The organism is Allochromatium palmeri (genome assembly GCF_009720725.1).
Taxonomy (GTDB): Bacteria; Pseudomonadota; Gammaproteobacteria; order Chromatiales; family Chromatiaceae; genus Thermochromatium; species Thermochromatium palmeri.
In genome coordinates this window covers 1-5,727 of record NZ_WNKT01000086.1, presented here as the reverse complement: position 1 = coordinate 5,727, position 5,727 = coordinate 1, and the positions used below count along the sequence as shown (strand labels likewise).

Genomic DNA, 5,727 nt, shown 5'->3' with positions numbered 1-5,727 from the left:
CAATTACGAGGCCACCGCCCCCGCGATCATCGTCACCCCCACCACTAACGCGGTCATCACCGCCAGCAAAACGGTGAGCGACCTCAATGGCGGGGACGCGCTCGCCGGCGAGACGCTCGAATACAGCGTGGTGCTGAAGAATACGGGCGCAGACCCGGCCTTTAACGTCGTCTTCACCGACCCGATACCAGCCAATACGACCTATGTCGCAGACAGCAGTACGCCCGTCGGCACGTTTGACGGTGAGGTGTTGAACTTCAATGTCGGAACACTCGCCAGCAACGCCGAGGTAACGATCAAGTTCCAGGTCAGTATTGACGCGGACGTTCCCATCGGAACGATGATTACTAACCAGGGCGTGGTCGATTCAGACCAGACTGTGCCGACGCCGACCAATCGGGCTGATATCCGGGTCGGTGGTGATCTGACCGCCGGCACTTTGTACGCTCAGAAAATGGTGGCCAAAGTTGGTGGAACCGGTCCCGCCATCGGCAACGGCGACACCGTGAAATACAGTCTGACGCTGCAAAATACCGGCAGCGCGACCCTGACCGATGCACGTCTGACCGACACCCTGCCGGCCGGCCTGACCTATGTCACCGCCAGCGCCAGTGCAGAAGCCGGAACCATCACGGTCGCCAATGGTGTCGTGACCTGGGCGGCGGGCGATTTGGACGCCAACGCCAGCGTCACGGCGACCTTCCAAGCCAAGCTCGCTGACGATGCCGTGCCGTCGAATAGCCGCCGCGATTTCACCAATCAGGCGACCGTCACCTATACCGATCCGGCCAATCGTCCGCAGGTCACCACGACCGACAGCAACGGCACGGCCAGTGACGGCAACCAGCCGACGGTGTTCACTGCCGTCAGCGGCACCCCACCGCTGCTCGACGTGCGTAAGCTCTGGGAGCTCACGGTGGATCAGGACGCGAATGGACTGCCGAGCGCGAATGACACGCTGCGCTACACGTTGATCCTGACCAATACGGGTACGGAGCCAGCCGCCAATGTCCGCTTGACCGATACCATTCCGGCCAATACCAGCGTCGTCGCCGGTTCCGTGACGACCAGTCAGGGTGCCGTCACCGGCAGCAGTCCCGTAGCGGTCAATCTAGGCAACCTCGCCGCCGGCCAGACCGCCACGGTCAGTTTCCAGGTGGTCATCAACAGCGACGTCGCGACCGGAACCGTGATCCAGAATCAGGCCGATGTTTCCGCTACCGGGCTAACGGCATCGAGCAACACCACACTCACCACAGTCATCAACGGGTCGCAATTCCCGACCCCGATCGCCAAGCAGGTCGTGGCCCACAGTGAATCCGTCACCGACGCCAGTCGAGCACTCATCGGCGAAGTGCTGACTTATCGCCTGACCATCAGCATCCCGCCAGGCGAGACCCGACAGGTCCAATTCCTGGATACCCTGCCGAGCGGTCTGAGTTATCTGGACGGCTCCGCAAAACTGGCGCGCTCGGCTGACAGCCTGGGCTCCAGTCTCAATCCGGGCGGGATCAACGTGAAGACCGGCTACGGCAGCGAGATCACGGATGACGCCTTCGTCGATGTCTCCGACGTGGTTGCCAGCGATGATCAGACCCTGATACTGGCGCTCGGCAACGTCACCAATGCCAATGCGCTCAGCAGCGCCAGCTATGTGCTGCAATATCAGGTGCTGGTGCTGAACACGAGCGGCAATGTGCGCGGAACCGACCTGAGCAATGCCGGCACCGTGAGCTACTGGAATGCGCTCTCAGTCGAGCAGACGGCCACCCCGATGCAGGCGACCGTCAAGATCCAGGAACCCGAACTGACGCTCGGTATGACCGCCGGACCGTCCTCACTCCTGTCGAGTGGCGGCACGACAACCTACACCCTGACAGTCACCAACAATGGCGATGCACCCGCCTACAATGTCCGCGTTGCAGATGCCTTGCCGGCGGTCTTTACCAGTGCCTCAACCACGACGGGTGGCTGCGCGATCGCGGGCCTGAACCTGACCTGCGACATCGCCGAGATCGCCCCCGGCGCCTCGGTCACCCTGAGCTTCAACGCCACGGCAGGCACCATCCCCGGCAGTCAGATCACCAACTCCGCGACCGCGACCTGGACCAGTCTGCCGGGCGCCAGCGGGACGGACAGCGCCACGCCGGGCACAGCCGGCAATCTCGACGGCGAGCGCACCGGCGGCACGGGGACGGGCAGCAACGGCTATACCACCAGCGCCAGCGCGACCATCGTGGTCGGCCTGCCGAGTCTGACCAAGACCATCGAGAACCCTCAGGCGCATTACGCCATCGGCGAGATCGTCAACTACAGGGTCACGGTCAGCCTGCCGGCGGGCATGAACCTGAGTGGCGCGCAGATCATCGATACCCTGCCGGTCGGTCTGAGCTATGTCGCCGGCAGCGCCAGCGAAGCTGTGTCCGTCTCCGGGCCAACGCTGACCTTCGCTCTAGGCACGCTGAACACGACGACCCGCACCCTGACCTATCAGGCACGGGTCGACAATGTACTGTCGAATCAGAACAACACCGCCCTGACCAATGGCGCGCAACTGCGTTACACCAACCCAGGCACGGGCGCGGCCACTCAAACGGCCGTGCAGAGCCAGACGGTGCTGGTTGGCGAGCCCTATCTGGCGCTGACCCTCAACGTCACGCCAACCGCCGGTCTCCAGGCGGGCGACACAGTGACCTACAGCCTCACACTGAGCAACAGCGGTTCGGCGACGACCGCCGCGCATAACGTCAGTCTGGACGATTTGCTACCTGCTGGCCTGAGCGGTGTGCCCGGAACGCTGACGGTCAGTGGCGTGGGCGGGGTGGGCGCCAGTGCTTTCATCCTGGATGCCACCGGTCTCACGACCAGCACACCCTTCACGCTGCCGGTTGGCTCGACACTCAGCCTGAGTTTCGATGCGCGGCTGACCAGCGACGTGACACCAGGCGAGTCGCTGCTCAACCAGGTCGTGGTCGATTTCGCCAGTCTGGCGGGCGACACGACACAGGCCCGCACCGGAAGCGATGGCTCCAATCAGGACGATCCCAACACGCTCAACAACTATCAGCTTGAAACCCAGGCGCCGGTACTGACGGTGGGCGATACCGTCGCGTTGGATAAGCGCTTCCATCCCGACACCACCCTGACCCGCTATGCCGTTGGCGCGCCCGTGACCTATCGGCTGACCCTCAGTCTGATCGAGGGTCGCACCGATAGCGTGATCGTCACCGATACCTTGCCAGCTGGACTGCGCTATACAGGTGCCACGATCGGGTCTGGATCGCTTGGCCTGACGCATCAATTTAACGACAGCGGCCATGGTCTGACGACCACGACCGATGCGCAGGGCCGGACGATTCTGGACTTCGATCTGGGGACTGTAATCAATCCTGCCGACGGTCGACGCGACAACGACTATCTGACGATCGATATCAGCGCGCAGGTCGCAAATGTCGCTGTGACTAACCCAGCCGACGCGACTCTGAGCAATGCAGTCCAGACCAGTTATAGGGATGGGACCGGGCAAACTCAGACTGTCATCTTCGACGCCGATCCACAGACGTCCGGGATTCAGCCACTGGATCTGACGGTCATTGAGCCGGCGCTGATTCTGGAAAAAATGGCTGATTCTTCAGCGCCCTTAGCGCTGAATGACGAAGTGACCTACAGTCTGACGCTGCGTCACCTCCCAACGAGCGCCGCCAACGCCTACGACCTCACCGTAACCGACACCCTGCCGGCGGGATTGAGCTATATCGCCCAGACGGGCGACCCCGCACCCGAGGTCGATGGTCAGACCCTGACCTTCAGCGTATCGGCTCTGACTCTGACCCAGGGCCAGACGACCCTGACCTATCGCGCCCGCGTCAACAATTTGGCATTGGCCGGTCAATCGCTGGTCAATCAGGCTCAACTAAGCTGGGCCTCACAACCCGACGCTACCGGTGCGTCAGACAGTGGTCGCACGGGTGATGGTGAGACGAACGGGGAGGGTGGCGAAAACGACTATCTGAGTGCGGCGAGCACTACCGTTTCCGTTGTGGCACAGTCGGTTGCCGATGTCATGACCAGCGTGACGGCACCTGTCATCGCTAGCTTGGGCGACCGGGTCGAGGTCGGCGTGACTTACACCAACCTGGGGCCTGATACGGCGGAGGGCGTGATCTATCTGCTGCTCCTGACACCTGGACTGGACGGTGTGACATGCGGCGGTGGCAGCGTGGTCTGTGTCTATGACCCGCGCGATGGGCGGGTGACGCTAACCGGTCTGCCCGACCATCTGGAAACAGGCGATCTCTTCTCATTGCAGTTGAGCTACAGCATGCCGCCACAGGGGCCAATCGACGTGTGGAGCGAAATTGCAACCACCACGCCGGAAGTTGCTGACACTAATAACAAGGCACAGGCCTCGACTCTGACCGAAGACGCGGAGCATGGTCAGCTTCACTTGGTCAAAACCGCCTATCTGGACCATGACGCCGGTGCTGGCTGCCCAGGTTCCAAGGAAATCAGCGTGGTCAACAAATACCGCGTCCCAGTGGATATGACCTGGTGTTTCAGCGTCACTAACATCGGTGAAAACTGGCTGGATAATCCGGTTTTCATCGACGCAGGTCTGGGCATCGCTCCGGGTAATCAGGCTGGTCTGCGTCTGCGCTCCGGCCGCTTCCCGCTGGCTCCAGGGGCCACAGCGGTGTGGTATTACGAAGAAAACCGCGACATCAGTCTGTTGAACTATGTCGAATTGACCATGACCCCGGTCGAACTGAATGGCTCCCCGATCCCTAATGCCGAGCCGGCCTGGGGTGCTGACAGCATTCCGGCCATCTTCGGTTATGTTTTCGACCCTCCGTTTGGGGTTAAGACTGGACGGGTTGGCGGACAGGATATCGTGCGCTGGACCATGGTTTGGGTGAACGACAACGTCATTCGTGCCGATGGCGTCTCCATCACCGACCCGCCACCCGAGGGCATGACTATGGCTAGCGCGCCAATCTGCACTCCCTACGGTGAGACCAGCGTTGATTTCTGTGGATTCGACGCGCCGAGCGCGGATCTGCCACGCGGTCGCGTGCGTGTGACGGCCAATTTTGGGCAGGATTTTGGGGTGACTCTAGGCACCATCGGTCAGGCTCCGAACCGGCTGGAAATCGCGTTTGATGTGCTGGTGGATCGCCCGGAAACGGAAGAAACCTATGAGAATCAAGGCGAGGCTGAGTGGACACCGCCAGAGGCCGAAGGGGAGACCTTTGTTAGTGAAACCTACGATTTGACGCAACTGGAAGGTCTAGATCCAGCGCTACCGCCATCAGACATCGATCCCGAGGATGTGCCGCCGACCGGATCGCCGGTGACACCATCGGCGCGGACTGACCTGTCGTTGACAAAGACTATCGATAACGCGGCGCCTTTAGTGGGTGGCGAGGTAACGTTCAGCTTGGCGGTTGTCAATCAGGGGCCTGATTTGGCAACAGCGGTACAGGTGTCTGATCGTTTGCCAAACGGCTACAGCTATCGGTCTGCGATACCAAGTGTGGGGAGATATGACGCGACCACGTGTCTCTGGGTGATCGGCTCGATGGATGTCGGCGAGAGTGTCACGCTAGATTTGTCTGCTGAGGTACTGGCCGAAGGCGAATATACCAACAGCGCCACGGTCAGCGCCCGCGAGCCGGATCCCAATCCCGATGACAACACCGATACCGTAACGCCGGTGCCGGTCGAGGC

At 61.5% G+C, this 5,727-nt stretch carries 1 protein-coding gene; it reads left to right on the top strand.

Going from position 1 to position 5,727, the window contains the following annotated elements:
* Positions 1-5,727 (top strand): isopeptide-forming domain-containing fimbrial protein (locus GJ668_RS19165; RefSeq protein WP_155451700.1); only part of this gene is annotated, 5,727 nt, incomplete at both ends.